This is a genomic window from Actinacidiphila paucisporea, from assembly GCF_900142575.1.
Taxonomy (GTDB): Bacteria; Actinomycetota; Actinomycetes; order Streptomycetales; family Streptomycetaceae; genus Actinacidiphila; species Actinacidiphila paucisporea.
Map to the genome: position 1 here is coordinate 169,373 of NZ_FRBI01000007.1, position 17,842 is coordinate 187,214.

16 protein-coding genes and 1 tRNA gene are annotated in these 17,842 nt (G+C 72.3%); 10 read left to right on the plus strand and 7 right to left on the minus strand.

The annotated features are described in order from the left end of the window. Positions 1–53: 53 nt before the first annotated feature. From BUE44_RS13800 to BUE44_RS13835, 8 genes are all read left to right on the plus strand, one after another. Positions 54–956, plus strand: a complete 903-nt coding sequence (locus tag BUE44_RS13800; RefSeq protein WP_073497829.1) for a 4-(cytidine 5'-diphospho)-2-C-methyl-D-erythritol kinase — start codon at positions 54–56, stop codon at positions 954–956. A 102-nt stretch (positions 957–1,058) separates the two neighbouring features. Further along, positions 1,059–2,855, plus strand: a complete 1,797-nt coding sequence (locus BUE44_RS13805; protein ID WP_073497831.1) for an ABC-F family ATP-binding cassette domain-containing protein — start codon at positions 1,059–1,061, stop codon at positions 2,853–2,855. 138 nt (positions 2,856–2,993) lie between these two features. Continuing rightward, the gene (locus BUE44_RS13810; protein WP_073497833.1) at positions 2,994–4,742 is read left to right on the plus strand and encodes a PQQ-binding-like beta-propeller repeat protein; all 1,749 of its coding nucleotides are present in this window, start codon (positions 2,994–2,996) and stop codon (positions 4,740–4,742) included. 239 nt (positions 4,743–4,981) lie between these two features. Further along, positions 4,982–5,659 carry a helix-turn-helix transcriptional regulator gene (locus tag BUE44_RS13815; RefSeq protein WP_073498064.1) on the plus strand — a complete coding sequence of 226 codons (678 nt, stop codon included), beginning with the start codon at positions 4,982–4,984 and terminating at the stop codon, positions 5,657–5,659. Between the two features lie 244 nt (positions 5,660–5,903). Continuing rightward, complete coding sequence (galT, locus tag BUE44_RS13820) at positions 5,904–6,959, plus strand: galactose-1-phosphate uridylyltransferase (RefSeq protein ID WP_073497835.1); 1,056 nt, start codon at positions 5,904–5,906, stop codon at positions 6,957–6,959. Beyond that, on the plus strand, positions 6,956–7,936 hold the full coding sequence (galE, locus tag BUE44_RS13825; protein WP_073497837.1) for a UDP-glucose 4-epimerase GalE: 981 nt from the start codon (positions 6,956–6,958) through the stop codon (positions 7,934–7,936). Before galT ends, galE begins: the two co-directional genes overlap by 4 nt. Then, entirely contained in the window at positions 7,933–9,063 is a 1,131-nt protein-coding gene (gene galK / locus BUE44_RS13830) for a galactokinase (protein WP_073497839.1), read from the plus strand. The genes galE and galK overlap by 4 nt, the downstream gene beginning before the upstream one ends. Before the next feature lie 390 nt (positions 9,064–9,453). Continuing rightward, positions 9,454–10,251, plus strand: coding sequence for a response regulator transcription factor (locus BUE44_RS13835; protein ID WP_073498067.1), 798 nt, complete (start codon positions 9,454–9,456; stop codon positions 10,249–10,251). On the opposite strand, the gene BUE44_RS13840 is transcribed toward BUE44_RS13835, so the two are convergent. Beyond that, positions 10,210–10,707 (minus strand): MarR family winged helix-turn-helix transcriptional regulator, encoded by a 498-nt coding sequence (locus BUE44_RS13840; protein WP_073497841.1) that lies wholly within the window; start codon positions 10,705–10,707, stop codon positions 10,210–10,212. The two genes, BUE44_RS13835 and BUE44_RS13840, sit on opposite strands and share 42 nt — an antisense overlap. A 136-nt stretch (positions 10,708–10,843) precedes the next feature. On the opposite strand from BUE44_RS13840, the gene BUE44_RS13845 reads away from it, so the two are divergent. Continuing rightward, positions 10,844–11,677, plus strand: a complete 834-nt coding sequence (locus BUE44_RS13845; RefSeq protein ID WP_073497843.1) for a trans-aconitate 2-methyltransferase — start codon at positions 10,844–10,846, stop codon at positions 11,675–11,677. Positions 11,678–11,763: 86 nt separating this feature from the next. On the opposite strand, the gene BUE44_RS13850 is transcribed toward BUE44_RS13845, so the two are convergent. The 6 genes from BUE44_RS13850 to BUE44_RS13875 form a co-directional block, all read right to left on the minus strand. Continuing rightward, a complete protein-coding gene (locus tag BUE44_RS13850; RefSeq protein ID WP_200804411.1) occupies positions 11,764–12,258 on the minus strand; it encodes a hypothetical protein in 495 nt (164 codons plus the stop codon). A 59-nt stretch (positions 12,259–12,317) separates the two neighbouring features. Next, on the minus strand, positions 12,318–12,911 hold the full coding sequence (gene pth, locus BUE44_RS13855; protein WP_073497847.1) for an aminoacyl-tRNA hydrolase: 594 nt from the start codon (positions 12,909–12,911) through the stop codon (positions 12,318–12,320). A gap of 109 nt (positions 12,912–13,020) precedes the next feature. Then, positions 13,021–13,641 carry a 50S ribosomal protein L25/general stress protein Ctc gene (locus tag BUE44_RS13860; RefSeq protein WP_073497849.1) on the minus strand — a complete coding sequence of 207 codons (621 nt, stop codon included), beginning with the start codon at positions 13,639–13,641 and terminating at the stop codon, positions 13,021–13,023. 219 nt (positions 13,642–13,860) lie between these two features. After that, the gene (locus BUE44_RS13865) at positions 13,861–14,838 is read right to left on the minus strand and encodes a ribose-phosphate diphosphokinase (RefSeq protein ID WP_073497851.1); all 978 of its coding nucleotides are present in this window, start codon (positions 14,836–14,838) and stop codon (positions 13,861–13,863) included. Positions 14,839–14,982: 144 nt separating this feature from the next. Next, complete coding sequence (gene glmU / locus BUE44_RS13870; protein ID WP_073497853.1) at positions 14,983–16,446, minus strand: bifunctional UDP-N-acetylglucosamine diphosphorylase/glucosamine-1-phosphate N-acetyltransferase GlmU; 1,464 nt, start codon at positions 16,444–16,446, stop codon at positions 14,983–14,985. 74 nt (positions 16,447–16,520) lie between these two features. After that, positions 16,521–16,591, minus strand: a tRNA-Gln gene (locus BUE44_RS13875). 226 nt (positions 16,592–16,817) lie between these two features. On the opposite strand from BUE44_RS13875, the gene BUE44_RS13880 reads away from it, so the two are divergent. Then, a complete protein-coding gene (locus BUE44_RS13880) occupies positions 16,818–17,813 on the plus strand; it encodes an acyl-CoA desaturase (RefSeq protein ID WP_073497855.1) in 996 nt (331 codons plus the stop codon). Positions 17,814–17,842: the final 29 nt, after the last annotated feature.

Consider the following 17,842-nt stretch of genomic DNA (forward strand, 5'->3'; position numbering starts at 1 on the left):
GCCGTAGCGCAGTCGAAGACGCAGCCGTTGCCGTAGATGAGGAGCCCCCGCCCGTGAGCGCCGTCACCGTCCGCGTGCCCGCCAAGGTCAACGTCCAGCTCTCCGTCGGCGGCCGGCGCCCCGACGGCTTCCACGACCTGGCCACCGTCTTCCTCGCGGTCGGGCTCTACGACCACGTCACCGCCGCGCCCGCGGACGGGCTGCGCATCACCGCGGCCGGGCGGGACGTGGCCAGGGTCCCGCTCGACGCGACGAACCTCGCCGCCCGGGCCGCGGTCGCGCTCGCCAAGCGGTACGGCGTCGAGCCGGATGTGCACCTGCACATCGACAAGGACATCCCGGTGGCCGGGGGGATGGCGGGCGGGTCCGCCGACGCGGCGGGCGCGCTGGTCGCGTGCGACGCGCTGTGGGGACTCGGGGCGCCCCGGGAGGAGCTGCTCGCGCTGTGCGCGGAGCTGGGGAGCGACGTGCCGTTCTCGCTGGTCGGGGGCGCCGCACTCGGGACGGGGCGCGGGGAGATCCTGACGCCGCTGGAGGTCGGCGGGGAATTCCGCTGGGTCTTCGCGGTCGCGGAAGGGGGGCTGTCGACGCCGGACGTCTACCGGGAGTGCGACCGCCTGCGGCGGGCCGGCGGGGGCAGCGACCTCGCCGCGGACCTTGCCGCGCCCGGCGCGGACCCGGCGCTCGTCGCCGCCCTGCGGGAGGGCTCGGCCCCGGCGCTGTCCGCGGCGCTGTCCAACGACCTCCAGGCCGCGTCCGTCTCGCTGCGGCCCGCTCTGGCCGGCACCCTCGCCGCCGGCCTCGCGGCCGGCGCCCTGGCCGCGCTCGTCTCCGGCTCCGGCCCGACCTGCGCCTTCCTCGCCCCCTCCGAGGCCGCGGCCACGGCCCTGGCCGCCGCCTTCCCCGCCGGGGCTTACCCGGCCCTGTCCCCGGCACCGGGCGCCACCCTCCTGTGACCTCGGTCCCCACCGGGCGGGGGTCGCCGGTGGGAGGGGGCCCGGTCGCCGGGCGATTAGGGTGAGGGGGAGAGAGATTCCCTGCGCTTGGAGAGACGCGAAGTGGCCGTCAACCTGGTCAACGTCGAAGCCGTCGGCAAGACGTACGGCACGAGGGCGTTGCTGGACGCCGTGTCCCTGGGGGTGTCCGAGGGGGACAGGATCGGGGTCGTCGGGCGCAACGGGGACGGCAAGACGACCCTCGTGCGGCTGCTCGCGAAGCTGGAGGAGCCGGACGCGGGGCGCGTGACGCATCAGGGCGGGCTGCGGCTCGGGGTGCTGACGCAGCACGACAGCCTGGACCCGGCGGCGACCGTGCGGCACGAGGTCGTCGGGGACCGGGCGGACCACCAGTGGGCGGGGGACGCCCGGATCAGGGACGTGCTCACCGGGCTGTTCGGCGGCCTGGACCTGCCGGGCTTCCCGGCGGGGCTCGACACGGTGATCGGTCCGCTGTCGGGCGGCGAGCGGCGGCGTATCGCGCTGGCGAAGCTGCTGATCGACGAGCAGGACCTGATCGTGCTGGACGAGCCGACCAACCACCTGGACGTGGAGGGCATCGCCTGGCTCGCCGCCCACCTGCGGGCCCGCAGGTCCGCGCTGGTGGTCGTGACGCACGACCGCTGGTTCCTGGACCAGGTGTGCACCCGGATGTGGGACGTGCAGCGCGGCACCGTCTACGAGTACGAGGGCGGCTACAGCGACTACGTCTTCGCCCGCGCCGAGCGGGAGCGCATCGCGGCGACGGAGGAGACCAAGCGGCAGAACCTGGTCCGCAAGGAGCTGGCGTGGCTGCGCAGGGGCGCCCCGGCGCGCACGTCGAAGCCGCGGTTCAGGATCGAGGCGGCGAACGCCCTGATCGAGGACGTGCCGCCGCCGCGGGACACCGCGGAGCTGATGAAGTTCGCCAACTCGCGGCTGGGCAGGACCGTTTTCGAGCTGGAGGACGTATCGGTCACGGCCGGTCCGAAGCAGCTGCTGCGGCACATCACCTGGCAGCTCGGGCCGGGCGACCGGGTCGGCCTGGTGGGGGTGAACGGCGCGGGCAAGACCTCGCTGCTCAAGGCGCTGGCCGACGCGGCGGTGAGCGACGGCGACAAGCAGCCGGCCGCGGGCCGGGTCGTGGTCGGCAAGACGGTGCGGCTGGCCTACCTGTCGCAGGAGGTCGCGGAGCTCGACCCGACCTGGCGGGTGCTCCAGGCGGTGGAGGCGGTACGGCAGCGGGTCGACCTCGGCAAGGGCCGGGAGATGACCGCGGGTCAGCTGTGCGAGAAGTTCGGCTTCACCAAGGAGAAGCAGTGGACGCCGGTCGGCGACCTGTCCGGCGGTGAGCGGCGCCGGCTGCAGCTGCTGCGGTTGCTGATGGACGAGCCGAACGTGCTCTTCCTCGACGAGCCGACCAACGACCTGGACATCGAGACGCTGACCCAGCTGGAGGACCTGCTGGACGGCTGGCCGGGGTCGATGGCCGTGATCAGCCACGACCGGTATTTCCTGGAGCGCACCACGGACCGGACCTTCGCGCTGCTGGGCGACCAGGCGCTCCGGATGCTGCCGCGCGGGGTGGACGAGTATCTGGAGCGCCGTCGGGCGATCGCCGAGGCCGCCGTGCCGCCGGCGCCGCCGGCGAAGGACAGGCCGACCGGCGACACCCGGGCGGCGAAGAAGGAGCTGCAGCGCATCGAGCGGCAGTTGGACAAGGTCGGCGACAAGGAGAAGGTGCTGCACACCCGGATCACCGAGCACGCGACCGACTTCGCGAAGGTCGCCGAGATCGACGCGGAGCTGCGGGCGTTGCGCGAGGAGCGTGAGGACCTGGAGATGCGGTGGCTCGAACTGGCCGACGACACAGGGCAGTAGGCCGCGGCCTGACGGTGGGGGAGAACGTGTAGCAGGGCGGTAACGGAACAGCGGCGGCCAACAGGGGCAAGCGTGCCGGGGTGATAGAAAGATTTTTCGCCAACCCGACCCCGAAGCCCGTTCGAAGAGGTCCCGCTCATGTCGCAACCGCCCCCGCCGCCAGGCAACCCGCCCGAGTTCGGGAAGTCGTCCGACGGAGCGGTACCGCCCCCGCCGGGACCCCCGCAGGCGCCGCAACCCCAACCGCAGCAGCAGCCGCAGAACCCGCCGCAGGGTTACGGCTACCCGCTGTCGCCCCCGGCCGGCGGCTACGGCTACCCGGCGGCGGGCCCGCCGCCCGCCGCCGGCAACCCGTACGCGCAGCCGGTGCCGCCGGCGCAGAACCCGTACGCGCAGGCGCCCGCCCAGGCGGCCTTCCCGCCGCAGGGCCCGCCGCCCCCGTACGCGGGCGCCCAGCCCCCGCCGCCCTTCCCGGGCCAGCCGCAGTACGGCCAGGTGCCGCCGCAGGGACCGTACGGCTACCCGGCCCCGCAGCCGTATCCGGGCGCTCCGGGCGGCGGGCGGTCGAACAGCAAGCTGCTGATCGTCGTCGCGGCCGTGGTGGCCGCGGTCCTGGTGATCGGCGGCGGTGTCTACCTCGCGACCAAGGGCAGCGGTGACTCCAAGCCGGGCCCGGGGCCGGTCGCGCAGAGCAGCAGCGCAGGCCCGACCGCCGCGCCGCACTCCACCCAGCTGCAGTTCGGCTGGGACAAGCCGGCCGACAAGGTCGCGGAGAAGGACAACCTCAAGACGGTCTTCGGCATCTGGTTCACCGACAGATACGTGGTCAAGCAGCAGATCGACAAGGTCGTCGCCTACGACCTCGGCACCGGCAACCCCGCCTGGACGCTGCCCGCCGCCTCCCGCGGTGACTGCGCGGCGGCCAAGGACACGTACAAGAACCTGGCGGCGATCCAGTACGGCCCCAGCTGCAACCAGGTGATGGCCTTCGACCTGACGACCGGTGTGCAGAAGTGGTCGGCGAAGCTGCCGGGAGCCACCGGCAGCAAGACCGACTTCGACTACTCGCAGATGGCGATCAGCGGTGACACGGTCGGCGTCGACTGGCTCAGCGGATCCATCGGCTACCGGCTGTCCACCCAGGCGGTGCTGTGGCAGGGCGGCAACGGCAACTGCGAGGACGACGGCTACGCCGGCGGCAGCCAGTTCGTGGTGATCGTCAACTGCGACTTCAAGACCTACAAGGTGCAGGTCATCGACCCGGAAAACCACGGCAAGTCGAAGTGGTCGTGGGAGGCGCCGACCGGCACCGAGGTCAACGCGATCGTGTCCACCGACCCGGTCGTGGTGGTGCTCGGCACCGAGAACAGCAGGAGCACCGACGTCGTCACCCTCGTCGGCGGCCGTATGCAGTCCAGGATCTCGCTGGGTACCGACAAGTACGACATCTCGCTCGGCGACAACGGCGCCCAGGACGTGCACAACATCCTGGTCAGCAAGGACACCGTCTACCTGACGCTGCGCAGCCAGGGCGACAGCAAGGGCCAGGTGCTCAGCGGCATCGTCGCCTTCAACACCAGCGACGGCAAGCAGAAGTGGGTCGCCAAGCCGGCCGACAAGGAGGACATCGTCGGGCTGGACTTCGTGGACGGCCAGGTGCTCGCCCTGGAGCCGCCGGACTACGACGTGCCCGGGCAGCTGGTCACCATCGACCCGGCGAACGGCGCGATGAAGAAGTACGCGGGCTTCGCCGACGGCGCCTCTGACCACGTCGACATCTCCGACCTGGAGAACTACCCGTACTGGCACGCCGGCCACTTCTTCGTGGCATGCCACACCGTCTACGAGGGCAACGACGACCAGAAGTACCTGGTCGAATACCACTGACCGTCCGGCGGGTCCCGGGGATCCGCAGTTGCACGACCCGCGCCCCCCACCGGCAGGCAGTCCGGACTTCCGGCAAGTTTCTGCCCGGTTGGGGGCGCGCGTTCATGGGGCAAGCGTGTAACTTCGCGGCCTGGGCTCATACCGTGCGGGGGCGCGGTTGGGACCGGCTCGGGCGCGGTATGCACAGGGAACGGGGGCGGCGGCGGAGCGGACCCCCGGGGGGATGGGGGATGGCCGACATGGGCGTACGCCTCGTGGTGGTCGACGACCACCGGCTGCTCGCCGAGGCGCTGGCCTCGGCGCTGAAGCTGCGCGGGCACCGGGTGCTGGCCGCATCCGCGCCCGCGGGCGGTGCGGCGGAGCTGGTGCTGACCCGGTCGCCCGAGGTGTGCCTGTTCGGTACGGCGGCCCCCGCGGAGCCCGGCGCCTTCGACGCGGTCGCCAGGATCAGGCGGGAGCGGCCCGCCGTCGCGGTGGTCGTGCTGGGCCCCGTCCCCGACCCCCGCGGCATCGCGGCGGCCTTCGCGGCCGGCGCGTCGGGCTACGTGCGCCACGACGAGCGCATCGAGGGCGTGGAGCGCGCCATGGCCAAGGCCCGGGCCGGCGAGGTCGCGGTGGCGCAGCCGCTGCTCCAGGGCGCCTTCGCCGAGCTGCTCAACCCCGCGCGGCAGCCGGACGACGAGGGCATGCGGCTGCTGGAGATGCTGACCCCGCGCGAGGTCGAGGTGCTGGTGCGGGTCGCCGAGGGCGAGGACACCCGGCTGATCGCCGCCGGGATGCGGATAGCGCCGAGCACCGCGCGTACGCATGTGCAGCGGGTGCTGATGAAGCTGGGCGTCGGCTCCCGCCTGGAGGCGGCCGCGCTGGCCGCCCGTACGGGCCTGCTGGACCGCGCGGCGGCCCCGGGGCGGCGCTGAGCCCGCCTGCCAGGACCCGGCCCGGACGCGCCGGCCCGGCGGCCTGAGCGCCGTCGGGACGGCGGGGCGGGCCGATCCGTTCAGTCATCTGTTCGGCTTTGTTTGGTTGTGCCCGAAACCGACACCGCGCGCCGTGCAGCTTATGAACTCAACTTCACCCGCCCCCGCGCATTGACTGCGCTGTTCTGTCATGATTCATTGTGTGCGGTTATGTTGGGTGATTGTGGTGTGAGGGGTCTGCAGGGTGAAGAAGACGACGACCCGGCTCGCGGACGGCCGCGAACTGATCTACTACGACGCCGACGACACGGCCGACCCCGTCGTCCGCGACGCCGTCGACCGCCGTCCGCTGGAGCCCGTCGCCACCCACTCGGAACTGCGCCACGACCCGCTGCTCGGCGACACCGTGGCCATCGCCTCGCACCGCCAGGGCCGCACCTACCACCCGCCGGCCGACCAGTGCCCGCTGTGCCCGTCGGACTCCGGGGGACGGCTCAGCGAGATACCCGACACCGACTACGAGGTCGTCGTCTTCGAGAACCGCTTCCCCTCGCTGGCCGGCGGCGCCGGGCGCTGCGAGGTGGTCTGCTTCACCTCCGACCACGACGCCTCCTTCGCCGACCTCACCGAGGCCCGCGCCCGCCTGGTGCTCGACGCCTGGGTCGACCGCACCAGGGAGCTGTCCCAACTGCCCGGCGTCGTGCAGGTCTTCCCGTTCGAGAACCGCGGCAAGGAGATCGGCGTCACCCTCGGCCACCCGCACGGCCAGATCTACGCCTACCCCTTCGTCACCCCGCGCACCGCGCTGATGCTGCGCACGCTCGACGAGCACCGGGAGCGCACCGGCCGCAACCTCTTCGACGACGTCCTCGCCGACGAGGCCGCCGACGGCCGGCGGATCGTGCTGGCCGCCGAGCACTGGACCGCATTCGTCCCGCACGCCGCCCACTGGCCGTACGAGGTGCACCTCTTCCCGCGCCGCCGGGTGCCCGACCTGCTCGCCCTCGACGAGGACGCGCGCGCCGAATTCCCGCGCGTCTACCTGGAGCTGCTGCGCCGCTTCGACCGCATCTTCGGCCCCGACCAGCCGCCCACCCCGTACATCTCCGGCTGGCACCAGGCGCCCTTCGACGCCCCCGGGCGGCGCGACTTCGGGCTGCATCTGGAGCTTTTCACGATTCGCCGCACGTCGGGCAAGCTGAAGTATCTTGCGGGGTCCGAATCGGGAATGGGCGCGTTCATCAACGACGTGCCCCCGGAGGTCGCCGCGCAGCGACTGCGAGAGGTAGCGAGCCAGTGAAGAACAACCCCAGGAAGCTGCTGGTCACCGGTGGAGCCGGATACGTCGGCTCGGTGGTGGGCGCCCACCTGCTGGCGGCCGGGCACCAGGTGACCGTCCTCGACGACCTGTCCACGGGTTTTCGCGAGGGAGTGCCGGACGGCGCCGACTTCGTGGAGGGCCGGGTCCAGGACGCGGCCAAGGTGCTCGACGGCTCCTACGACGCCGTGCTGCACTTCGCCGCGTCCTCGCAGGTCGGCGAGTCGGTCGCCGACCCGGCCAAATACTGGCACAACAACGTCGGCGGCACCCTCGAACTGCTCGACGCCATGCGCGAGTCCGGGGTCGGCACGCTGGTCTTCTCCTCCACCGCGGCCACCTACGGCGAGCCCGCGTCCATCCCCATCACCGAGGACGCCGTCACCGCCCCCACCAACCCCTACGGCGCCACCAAGCTCGCCGTCGACCACATGATCAGCGGCGAGTGCGCCGCCCACGGCCTGGCCGCTGTGTCGCTGCGGTACTTCAACGTGGCCGGCGCGTACGGCGCCTACGGCGAGCGGCACCAGCCCGAGTCGCACCTGATCCCGCTGGTGCTCCAGGTCGCCCAGGGCCGGCGGGACGCCATCGCCGTCTTCGGCGACGACTACCCCACGCCCGACGGCACCTGCCTGCGCGACTACATCCACGTGGCCGACCTCGCCGAGGCGCACCTGCTCGCGCTCGACCGTGCCACCGCCGGCGAGCACCTGATCTGCAACCTCGGCAACGGCAGCGGATTCTCCGTCCGCGAGGTCATCGACACCGTCCGCCGGGTCACCGGGCACCCCATCCCCGAGACCGCGCGGCCGCGCAGGGCCGGCGACCCCGCCGCCCTGGTCGCCTCCGCGCAGCGCGCGCACGACCGGCTCGGCTGGCGGCCCACCCGCACCGACCTCACGGACATCGTCCGCGACGCCTGGACCTTCGCCCAATCCCTCGGGGAGGACGCACGATGACGGACCTCGGCATAGCCTTCAAGGACGTCCACGGCCGGGCGCCGGAAGGCAGCTGGGCGGCCCCCGGCCGGGTGAACCTGATCGGCGAGCACACCGACTACAACGACGGCCACGTGCTGCCCTTCGCGATCCCGCAGACCACCAGGGCCGCGGTCGCCCGCCGCGACGACGGACTGCTGCGGGTGCACTCCGCCGACATGGACGGCGGCGTGGTCGAACTGCGGATCGACGACCTCGCCCCCGGCGCCGCCGCCGGCTGGGCCACCTACCCCGCCGCCGTGCTGTGGACGCTGCGCGAGGCGGGGCACCCCGTGGGCGGAGCCGACATCCACTACGACAGCACCGTGCCCGTCGGCGGCGGCCTGTCCTCCTCCGCGGCCCTCCAGGTCGTCACCGCGCTCGCCCTGTGCGACCTGCACGGCGTGTCGATGAGCCGGCAGGAGCTCGCGCTGCTCTGCCAGCGCTCGGAGAACGTGTACGTGGGCGCGCCCGTCGGCGTCATGGACCAGACCGCGTCCGCGTGCTGCGCCGAGGGGCACGCCCTGCACCTGGACGTACGCGGCCTCGAACAGCGCCAGGTGCCGCTCGACCTGGCGGGCCAGGGCCTGACGTTGCTGGTCGCCGACACCCGCGTCAAGCACGCCCACGCGGACGGGGCCTACGCCTCACTGCGGGCCGGCTGCGAGGCCGCCGCCGCCGCGCTCGGCCTGGCCGCGCTGCGCGACGTGCCCTACGCCGGCCTGAGCGACGCGCTCGACGCCCTCCCCGACGAGCGCCTGCGGCGCCTGACCCGGCATGTGGTCACCGAGAACCGCCGCGTCGAGGACGTCATCGCCCTCCTGGACGCCGGGCGCATCCGCGACATCGGCCCCGTCCTCACCGCCGGCCACCTGTCCCTGCGGGACGACTTCCAGGTGTCCTGCCCCGAACTGGACCTCGTGGTCGACACCGCGCTCGCCTGCGGCGCGCTCGGCGCCCGGATGACCGGCGGCGGCTTCGGCGGCTCCGCGATCGCCCTGGTCGCCACCGCGGACGTCCCCGCGGTCACCGCCGCCATCCGCTCCGCCCTCCCGGCGGCCCGCCTCTTCCCCTCCACCCCTTCCGGCGGCGCCCACCGCCTGTCCTGACCCCGGTCAGCCGCTCGGGACGGCGGCCCCGCAGGGCCGGGGATGCCTCTGACGTGCGGCCGGCGCCGCACGGGCGCGCTCGGCCGGTGGCCGCGGCGGGTCGCGCGGTTCCCCGCTTCCCCGGGGGCGCCGCCTCCCGCAGGGGGCCGGCGTCCCGTGGCGGAGGGGTGCGAATCCTGCCCGGACGGGCAAGTTCCGTCAAGACGGCGCCAATGTGCGGGGAAACCCCTACGCTTTTCCCACAGCGCCGGTGGGGGCCGGCGTTCATCAGGGGGCGAGACGCACGGGATTCGGCACCCGTGCCCGGGGCGGCGGCCTCGACGCGGGTGCCGGATCCCAGGCGATGACGCCCCGCCACTGGGGGAGTGCCGTACAGCGGGAGTGGTGTCCGTGGGACGAATCCGCGTGCTCGTCGTCGATGACCATCGCATCTTCGCCGAGTCGCTCGCCGCCGCACTCGCGGCGGAATCCGACGTCGACGTGTCGGCAGCCGGCAGCGGGCCCGCCGCCCAGCGCTGCCTGGACCGGGCCGCCGTCGACGGACGGCGTTACGACGTACTGCTGGTCGACGCGGACCTGGGCACAGGTCCGCGGGACCGGCCGCAACTGGCCGCGGTACCACCGCTGTCGGAGCAGCGGCGGCCCGAGCCGCGCGACCCCGTCATCGACGGCCTCGCGCTGGTCGAGCGGGTCCGCGCCGAGCACACGGGCACCCGCACGGTGGTGCTGGCCGAGCGCGACGACCCGCACCGCGCGGCCTGCGCGCTGCAGGCCGGGGCGTCCGGCTGGGTCGCCAAGGACTGCTCGCTGTCCCGGCTGCTCGCCGTGGTGCGCGGGGTGCTGCGGGACGAGACGCATCTGCCGCCCGCGCTGCTGACCGGCGTGCTGCGGGAGCTGACCGCGGCGCGCAGGCACCGCACCGAGAGCGAGCAGCTGGTCGAGTCGCTGACGCCGCGCGAGCAGGAGGTGCTGCGCTGCATGGTCGCGGGTCTGGGCCGCAAGGCGGTCGCGGAGCGGCTGTTCCTGTCCCCGCACACGGTCCGCACGCACATGCAGAACGTGCTGGGCAAGCTGGGCGTGCACTCGACGCTGGCGGCCGTGGCGCTGGCCCGGCGGGCCGGCGTGGGTCCGGTGGAACTGGTCCCCTCAGGTGGGGACGTTGTCGAAAGGCGCGGTCAGCTGTCGTAGCAGCGCCGCCAGCTCGGCCCGCTGGGCCCGGCTCAGCTCGCCCAGGATCGCGCGCTCCTGGGTGAGCAGGCCGGCCAGCGCGCGGTCGGCGCGGTCCTGGCCTGCCGGGGTGAGCCTGACCAGCACCCCGCGCCGGTCCGAGGGGTCGGGAAGCCGCTCGACCAGCCGCTTCTCGGCGAGCCTGTCGATCCGGTTGGTCATCGTGCCCGAGGTGACCAGCGTCTGGGTGAGCAGCTGTCCGGGCGAGAGCTGATACGGGGTGCCCGCGCGGCGCAGCGCGGTCAGCACGTCGAACTCCCACGGCTCCAGGTTGTGCTCCGCGAAGGCCAGCCGGCGGGCCCGGTCCAGGTGCCTGGCCAGCCTGCTGACCCGGCTGAGCACCTCGAGCGGTTCGACGTCGAGGTCGGGGCGCTCTCGGCGCCATGCAGCGACCAGCCGGTCGACCTCGTCCTCCATGGAGATCAGTGTAATAGGTCTGTCGATATGAAGTCTCTTGACATCAAGATATTGGCGGGTGGAGCCTGGGATCTGAGGGCAGAACCTCCCCCTCCGTTTTCGGCAGCGGTTCCGTACCACCCAGGGAGTACGAACGATGCACGCAGCACCGACGTGGGACCCACACCAGTATCTCCGGCACGCCACCCACCGCACCCGGCCGTTCCTCGATCTCCTCGCCCGCATCACCGCGCTGCCCGGCGGCGACGCCCCCCGTATCGCCGATGTCGGCTGCGGGCCAGGCAATGTCACCGCGCTGCTCGCCGACCGCTGGCCCGCCGCCCGTATCACCGGCCTCGACAGCTCCCAGGAGATGCTCGCCTCGGCTGCGCAATATGCCGGGCCGACGCCCGGCGGCGGCACCATGGACTTCCGCCGGGCGGACGCCGCCGAATGGACGCCGGACGAGCCCTACGACCTGATCGTCTCCAACGCCGCGCTCCAGTGGGTGCCCGGACACGCCGACCGCTTCGGCGACTGGCTCGACCGCGTCACCCCCGGCGGCACCCTCGCCTTCCAGGTCCCCGGCAATTTCACCGCGCCGAGCCACGCACTGCTCGCCGAGCTGTGCGACACCCCGCAGTGGCGCGGCCGGCTCGACGGGCACGGCCGCCGCTATGTGCACATCCTCAGCCCCGCCGACTACCTGGAGCGCCTCACCGTGCTCGGCTGCGCGGAGGTGGACGTCTGGGAGTCCACCTATGTGCAGCTGCTCCAGGGCGAGGACCCGGTCCTGGAGTGGACCAAGGGCACCGCCCTGCGCCCGGTGCTCACCGCGCTGGACGGCGACCCGGGCGCGGCCCGGGAATTCGTCGGCCAGTACCGCGACCTGCTGCGCAAGGCGTATCCGCCGGGCGCCCACGGCACGGTCTTCCCCTTCCGCCGGATATTCGCCGTCGCCCGCACCGCCACACCGGTGGCCGCGCGGTGACCGCCGCCTCCGGTCCGCCGGCGACCTGACGGCGCCCAGCCCCGCCCCAGCCCCGTCCCCGCGCCCTCCAGGGCCCGGGGACGGGGCTACAGGGTCAGGAAGGCACCGGTCAGCAGGGCCGCGCCCAGGCCCGCCAGGGCCCAGGCGGTGCGGCGCATGCGCAGGCCGCCGGCCAGCACCACGGCCGCCAGCAGCAGGGCGCCGCCGAAGGGCACCCACGCGAAGAGGACGCCGCCCCAGCCCGCCCTGACCACCTTGTCGGTGCCGGGCTCGACGGCGACGGGTATCTTCGCGCCGGTGGTGTGCCGGATCGGCAGGCTGATGGTGACCCGGGCACGGGCGACGGCGGTGCCCTTGGGGGCGAAGGGTCCCGTGCAGAGGGAGTCGCCGCAGTCGACCAGGGTCATCGTGCCGCGCTCGCGGCCCTTGGTGAGCATCACGTGCTGCGCGGTCCGCCAGGAGTCCCAGACGCCGGACACCAGCAGCAGCGCCACCGCCGCGCCCACGCCGACCACCCGGGCCAGCAGCACCAGCCCCCACGCGCCTTCCGCCATCCGGCGGGAACGGCTCCGTTCGACCATGCGGGCGATCTTTGGCCATCGCATGCCGTCCGGTCAAACCCGGCGGCCAGGACCGCCGGTCAGCTGTTGTACGTGCTCTGCGCGCGTTCCAGGCCGTCCGCGACCAGCGCCTCGACGGCGTCGGCGGCCTGGTCCACGAACCAGTCCAGCTCCTTGCGCTCCGCCGCCGAGAAGTCCTTGAGCACGAAGGCGGCCACGTCCATCCGCCCGGGCGGCCGGCCGATGCCGGCCCGTACCCGCAGATAGTCCGCGCCCAGCGACTTGGTGATCGACTTCAGCCCGTTGTGGCCGTTGTCGCCGCCGCCGAGCTTGAGCCGCAGCGTGGCGTAGGGGATGTCCAGCTCGTCGTGCACGGCGATGATCTGCTCGGTCGGCACCTTGTAGAAGTCCTTGAGCGCGGTCACCGGGCCGCCGGACAGGTTCATGTAGGTCATCGGCTTGGCCAGCACCACCCGGCGGCTCCCGGGCCCCGGCGGACCGATCCGGCCCTCCACGACGTGCGCCTGCGCCTTGCCGGAACGCTTGAAGTGCCCGCCGATCCGCTCGGCGAGCAGGTCGGCGACCATGAAGCCGATGTTGTGCCGGTTCGCCGCGTACTCGGGCCCCGGATTGCCCAGGCCGGCCACCAGCCAGGGCGCTGTGCTGTCGCTCATCCACGTCTCCAGGTCTCGGGGCTCACGCACTCACGGGGTGGACGTGCGGCCGCCGCCGCACCCCGAAGGGTACGGCGGCGGCCGGGAGTCGCCTGACGGCGACGCCGGATCAGGCCTCCTCGGAGGCGGCTTCCTCGGCGGGAGCGGCCTCTTCGGCGCCCTCCTCTTCCTCGGTCTCCTCGGCGGCCTCGGCCTGCGCGGCCACGACCTGGATCACGACGGCGTCCTCGTCGACGGCCAGCGTGGTGCCCTTGGGCAGCTCGATGTCCTTGGCGAGGATGGAGGCGCCGGCCTCCAGGCCCTCGACGCTGACCGTGACGCCCTCGGGAATGTGGGTGGCCTCGGCCTCGACCGGCAGGGTGTTGAGCACGTGCTCCAGCAGGTTGCCGCCGGGGGCCAGCTCGCCCTCGGTGTTGACCGGGATCTCGACGGTGACCTTCTCGCCGCGCTTGACCGACAGCAGGTCGACGTGCTCGAGGAAGCCACGCAGCGGGTCGCGCTGCACGGCCTTGGGGATGACCAGCTCGGACTTGCCGTCGATGTCCAGCGCGATCAGGACGTTCGCGGTGCGCAGCGCGAGCAGCAGCTCGTGGCCGGGGACCGAGACGTGCTTGGGGTCGGCACCGTGGCCGTAGATGACGGCGGGGACCTGGTTGGCACGGCGGATACGGCGGGCGGCGCCCTTGCCGAACTCGGTGCGCAGCTGGGCGGCGATCTTGACCTCGGACATGAGGTTCACTCCTCGTGATGGCAGACGGTACGGTCGCCCGGCCCCGACGGGCCGATCCACGGTTCACGAGGAGCGCGTCGATAACGGAGCCGGGTCCGGACCGACATGCGTCCGGGGCCTCCCTCGCCGAGCAACGCGCACAGCGTAACCGGCGGGGAGGCCCCGGACGAAATCGATCTACGGTGCAGGACCGGTGACGTACCGATTCTGCGGCGGGCTCTAGTGCGAGTCCTCGAACAGGCTGGTCACCGAGCCGTCCTCGAAGACCTCGCGCACCGCGTTGGCGATGGTCGGCGCCATCGACAGCACGGTGATCTTGTCGAGGTTCAGCTCGCCGGGAGTCGGCAGCGTGTCGGTCAGGATGAACTCGCTGACCTTCGAGTTCTTCAGCCGGTCGGCGGCGGGACCGGACAGCACACCGTGGGTGGCGGTGACGATGACGTCCTCGGCGCCGTTGGCGAACAGCGCGTCGGCGGCGGCGCAGATCGTGCCGCCGGTGTCGATCATGTCGTCGACCAGGACGCAGACCCGGCCCTTGACGTCGCCGACGACCTCGTGGACCTTCACCTGGTTGGCGACGTCCGGGTCGCGGCGCTTGTGCACGATGGCCAGCGGGGCGCCCAGCCGGTCGCACCAGCGGTCGGCGACCCTGACCCGGCCGGCGTCCGGCGAGACGACGGTCAGCTTGTTGCGGTCGACCTTCGCACCGACGTAGTCCGCCAGGATCGGCAGCGCGAACAGGTGGTCGACCGGGCCGTCGAAGAAGCCCTGGATCTGGTCGGTGTGCAGGTCGACGGTCAGGATGCGGTCGGCGCCCGCCGTTTTGAACAGGTCGGCCATCAGCCGGGCCGAGATCGGCTCGCGGCCGCGGTGCTTCTTGTCCTGCCGGGCGTAGCCGTAGAAGGGCACGATCACGGTGATGCTGCGCGCCGAAGCCCTCTTCAGGGCGTCCAGCATGATCAGCTGTTCCATGATCCACTGGTTGATGGGACGGGTGTGGCTCTGGATCAAAAAGCAGTCGGCGCCGCGCGCCGACTCCTGGAACCGCACATAGATCTCGCCGTTGGCGAAGTCGAAAGCCTTGGTCGGCACCAGCTCGACGCCGAGTTCCCGTGCCACCGCCTCCGCCAGATCGGGGTGGGCGCGGCCGGAGAAGAGCATCAACTTCTTCTCACCGGTCGTCTTGATCCCGGTCACTGCACCGTCTCCTTGGTGTTCGACTGGTGTTCGACACAGCGTCGCCCAGAAGTGGGCGTGCTGGCGGAATTGTGTGCACCCCACACGGTACGCCCCCTCCGGCGCATCCGTGCACCTCGGAGGGGCTGATGAGACGGCGCTCACTCACCCGTTCGACGCGTCGCTCCCGGCCGACTCGGCACGCTCCGCGGCCTGCGCGGCAGCGCTGCCCGGCCGCTTGCGGGCGACCCAGCCCTCGATGTTGCGCTGCTGCCCGCGGGCCACCGCGAGCGAGCCGGCGGGCACGTCCTTGGTGATCACCGAGCCGGCCGCCGTGTAGGCGCCGTCGCCGACCACGACCGGGGCGACGAACATGTTGTCGGAGCCGGTCTTGCAGTAGCTGCCGATGGTCGTGTGGTGCTTGGCCTCGCCGTCGTAGTTGACGAAGACGCTGGCCGCGCCGATGTTGGTGTGCTCGCCGATGGTGGCGTCACCCACATAGCTCAGGTGCGGCACCTTGGTGCCGTCGCCGATCGAGGCGTTCTTCATCTCGACGTACGTCCCCGCCTTGGCGCCCCGGCCGAGCTTGGCGCCGGGCCGCAGATACGCGTACGGTCCGACGTTCGCCTCCGGGCCGACCTCCGCCTCCTGGGCCACCGCGTTGGAGATCCGGGCGCCCGCGCCGACCGCGGTGTCGGTGAGCGTGCAGTTCGGGCCGACCTCGGCGCCGGTCGCCACCGTGGTGCGGCCGAGCAGCTGGGTGTTGGGGTGGATGACCGTGTCGGGCTCCAGCACCACGTCGGCGTCCAGCCAGGTGGACCCCGGGTCCACGATGGTGGCGCCGTCCAGCATGGCGCGGTGCAGCAGCCGGTCGTTGAGGACCCGGCGGGCCTCGGCGAGCTGCACCCGGTTGTTCACCCCGGCGATCTCCCGGTGGTCCGCCGCCGTGTACGCGCCCACCCGGTGGCCGGCCTCGCGCAGGATCGCCAGGGTGTCGGTCAGGTACTCCTCGGCCTGCGAGTTGTCCGTGGTGATCTTGGTCAGCGCCTCGGCGAGCAGTGCGGCGTCGTAGGCGTAGACGCCGGAGTTGATCTCGCTGATGGTCAGCTGGTCGGGCGAGGCGTCCTTCTGCTCGACGATCGCGGTGACCTGGCCGTCGGTCAGATCCCGCACGATCCGCCCGTAGCCGGTCGGGTCGGGGACCTTCGCGGTCAGCACCGTCACCGCGTTGCCGTCGGTCCGGTGCGCGGCCACCAGGGTGGCGAGCGTCCCCGCGGTCAGCAGCGGGGTGTCGCCGTAGGTCACCACGACCGTGCCGTCCAGGACGGCGCCCTGCGCGGAGAGTTCGTCGAGGCCGACGCGGACCGCGTGCCCGGTGCCGTTCTGCTCCTGCTGCACGGCCGTCAGCGCGGCCGGGTCGGCCGCCGACAGGTGCTCGACGACCTGCTCGCGCCCGTGTCCGACGACCACGACCAGCTGCTCTGGGTCCAGCTCGCGCGACGCGGCGACCACGTGGCCGAGCAGGGAGCGGCCGCAGATCGGGTGCAGGACCTTGGGGGTGGCCGACTTCATGCGAGTGCCCTCACCCGCGGCGAGGACGACGACGGCAGCCGGACGTGTGGCGCTCACGGGGGAGACTCCTGGGCTTCGAGTGCGGGACTCCCGCAGGATACCGAGGCCTTCCCGCATACGACCATGTGCTGCTCCGCCGCCAGGATTCGAACCCGGACTTAAGGCACCAAAAGCCCCAGTGCTGCCATTACACCACGGCGGATCAACTCGGCCTTCCCGATATCGCGTCGGGGAGACCGGGCCGGTCGGTCCCATCATGCCGTACCCGGCGGGGTGGACGCGACGGAGATCCGGGTAGGAGATCGTTCGGTGGACGACCCACACGGTCCTGTCCTCCGCCGTGCACCGCTGCAATACTTACGGCGGCGTAGGTTACGGACGTAACCGCAGATAACAGCCCCCCACTTCCATATCCGCGAGGGACAGACATGACCACACAGACGGACGTGATCACCGAGTCCCGGGAACCGGATCCCGGGACGTCAGGACAGGAACCGCGGTCCAGCGCCACCCTAGGTGGCGAGAGCAAGCGCTCGATCGAGCAGATCGCACTGCTGATCTTCATCTGCATCCCCTTCGTGGCGCTGGCCGCCGCGGTGCCGCTGGCCTGGGGCCGCGGTATGAGCTGGCTCGACCTGGGCCTGATGGTGGGCATGTACTACCTGGGCTGCCACGGCATCACGATCGGCTTCCACCGGCACTTCACCCACGGCTCGTTCAAGGCCAAGCGGCCGCTGAAGATCGCGCTGGCCGTCGCGGGCTCCATGGCCGTCGAGGGCCCGATCGTGCGCTGGGTCGCCGACCACCGCAGGCACCACAGGTTCAGCGACGCCGAGGGCGACCCGCACAGCCCGTGGCGCTACGGCGAGACGCTGCCCGCGCTGATGAAGGGCCTGTGGTGGGCACACATGGGCTGGCTCTTCGACGAGGAGCAGACCCCGCAGAACAAATACGCCCCCGACCTGATCGCGGACCCCGCGATCCGCCGCATCTCCCGCGACTTCTGGATGTTCACCGCACTCTCGCTGCTGCTGCCGCCGCTGGTGGGCGGCCTGGTCACGATGTCCTGGTACGGGGCGTTCACGGCGTTCTTCTGGGGGTCGCTCGTTCGGGTGGCGTTGCTGCACCACGTGACCTGGTCGATCAACTCCATCTGCCACGCGGTCGGCAAGCGCCCGTTCAAGTCGCGCGACCGCTCGGGCAACGTGTGGTGGCTCGCGGTGCTCTCCTGCGGCGAGTCGTGGCACAACCTCCACCACGCCGACCCCACCTGTGCCAGGCACGGAGTGCTGCGCGGCCAGGTCGACTCCAGCGCCAGGATCATCCGCTGGTTCGAGATGGCGGGCTGGGCGAGCGACGTCCGCTGGCCGACCCCGGAGCGGATTGCCGCCCGACGCCAGGAAGAGGTCAGCGAAGCGGCATGATTGGTCCGTGAGCGACGGCAGAGACGACA

Coding starts and splice junctions, on each gene's coding strand:
- pth (WP_073497847.1), bottom strand. CDS start 12,911: ATGAGCGACAGCACAGCGCCCTGGCTGGTGGCCGGCCTGGGCAATCCG.
- BUE44_RS13880 (WP_073497855.1), top strand. CDS start 16,818: ATGACCACACAGACGGACGTGATCACCGAGTCCCGGGAACCGGATCCC.
- galK (WP_073497839.1), top strand. CDS start 7,933: ATGACGGACCTCGGCATAGCCTTCAAGGACGTCCACGGCCGGGCGCCG.
- BUE44_RS13850 (WP_200804411.1), bottom strand. CDS start 12,258: ATGGTCGAACGGAGCCGTTCCCGCCGGATGGCGGAAGGCGCGTGGGGG.
- BUE44_RS13845 (WP_073497843.1), top strand. CDS start 10,844: ATGCACGCAGCACCGACGTGGGACCCACACCAGTATCTCCGGCACGCC.
- BUE44_RS13810 (WP_073497833.1), top strand. CDS start 2,994: ATGTCGCAACCGCCCCCGCCGCCAGGCAACCCGCCCGAGTTCGGGAAG.
- BUE44_RS13860 (WP_073497849.1), bottom strand. CDS start 13,641: ATGTCCGAGGTCAAGATCGCCGCCCAGCTGCGCACCGAGTTCGGCAAG.
- BUE44_RS13840 (WP_073497841.1), bottom strand. CDS start 10,707: ATGGAGGACGAGGTCGACCGGCTGGTCGCTGCATGGCGCCGAGAGCGC.
- BUE44_RS13815 (WP_073498064.1), top strand. CDS start 4,982: ATGGGCGTACGCCTCGTGGTGGTCGACGACCACCGGCTGCTCGCCGAG.